We start from the raw sequence: 1379 nt of genomic DNA, 5'->3' as shown, positions 1-1379 counted from the left end.
TTATTAAACCATGTGGTTTAGTAGTTCTTTTGAAATACATCCATCGATAGATATTTTTCCAATGCTAGGACGCAGTCAACAACCACCTATCATCTTGCTAGCATAATGATAGAGTTGCACTAGCCTGCTTCTATGAAAAAAATACCCTTAATGCGGCAGCAAAATGGCGGCATTAAGAGTATTTTTGATAATTACCGTTTAAACTTGTGATTGAGCGGAATGGTATGTACTTTTATAAGGCTGGCGCTTCCATCCCCATGTGACTCCATTCTTCCCGTGCTGGTCCATATACTCCAGGGACGCTTAATCCAGCTTGGCGCATTAAAACTGTCATTTGGCCGCGATGATGAATGATGTGTTTAATTAAAAGAGAGAGTGTCACTCCTTTTGGCATTTCCATTCCAAACACGTTTTTCATTTCGGTTAAGGATGCATCCGACCATTGCTGTTTTACTGCGTCAATCGTGTCAGCAGTAACTTTTCGAAAAGTGTCAGCGATTGTTTTCGCAGAAGTCGGTACCACATCTCCATTCCCCACATGTTCAACTGGGATGCCAAACTCGTTAAGCATTCCAGGTGTGCTCGCAACCACATGCCACGCAATTCTCCCTAGGGTTCGATCTTCAGGGGAAACTTCTTGTTGCAAAGATTGGTCCGTTAAAACATCTAACACCTTTTGCGTTGATGATGCTTCTTGATTCCATTCCTCGATAAATTCAGCTATTGAAGTAAACATAGTTTTTGCCTCCATCTTTGATAAGTTTTACAGAAAAAGTATAACATTGCTGTTATTAATAGCGAAATTTTCCACAAAAAATTGTAATTGTTAATACTCCTCTACAGTTGAAATATATGGTAAGTTACGATACATTTGCGCGTAGTCAATCCCATAGCCGACAATGAATTCATCTGGGATGACAAATCCTACATAATCCACGGGCAAGTCCACTCGCCTTCTTTCAGGCTTGTCTAACAGCGTACAAATTCTAATTTGTTTCGGCTTATGCGCTTTTAAATGCCCTCTCAAGAAATGCAAAGTCAGACCGCTGTCGATAATATCCTCAACGACAAGAACATTCTGATTAGTAATATTAGAATCAAGATCCTTCAGTAATCTTACTTTTCCTGTGGACTCTGTTTCGTCCCCATAGCTAGAAACGGAAATGAAATCAATATTAATATTCCCCTTCATCTCTCGAATCAAATCCGCAGCGAAGATAAACGATCCTTTTAAGACGACGATTAGAATAATAGCCTCATTATTAAAATCTTTTTCAATTTGTTCGGCTAGCATCTTCACTCTGTTTTTTATTTCGTTTTCAGAAATCATCACATCTTTAATTCGATAACCCACAAATTCCACCTCATTCTAAAAAGTA

The 1379-nt window shown here is 38.9% G+C and carries 2 protein-coding genes; both read right to left on the bottom strand.

Annotation, left to right across the window (positions count from 1 at the left end; all coding sequences use genetic code 11):
• Positions 1 to 232 precede the first annotated feature (232 nt).
• Positions 233 to 736, bottom strand: coding sequence for a DinB family protein (locus V7659_RS31735; RefSeq protein ID WP_335543944.1), 504 nt, complete (start codon positions 734 to 736; stop codon positions 233 to 235).
• A 90-nt stretch (positions 737 to 826) separates the two neighbouring features.
• Entirely contained in the window at positions 827 to 1354 is a 528-nt protein-coding gene (gene hpt / locus V7659_RS31730) for a hypoxanthine phosphoribosyltransferase (protein WP_335543943.1), read from the bottom strand.
• Between the last annotated feature and the right edge of the window lie 25 nt (positions 1355 to 1379).

The sequence above is a fragment of the Neobacillus drentensis genome (assembly GCF_036966985.1).
Taxonomy (GTDB): domain Bacteria; phylum Bacillota; class Bacilli; order Bacillales; family Cytobacillaceae; genus Neobacillus; species Neobacillus drentensis_E.
This window is presented reverse-complemented; position numbering and strand designations above follow the sequence as displayed.

Coding starts and splice junctions, on each gene's coding strand:
- V7659_RS31735 (WP_335543944.1), bottom strand. CDS start 736: ATGTTTACTTCAATAGCTGAATTTATCGAGGAATGGAATCAAGAAGCA.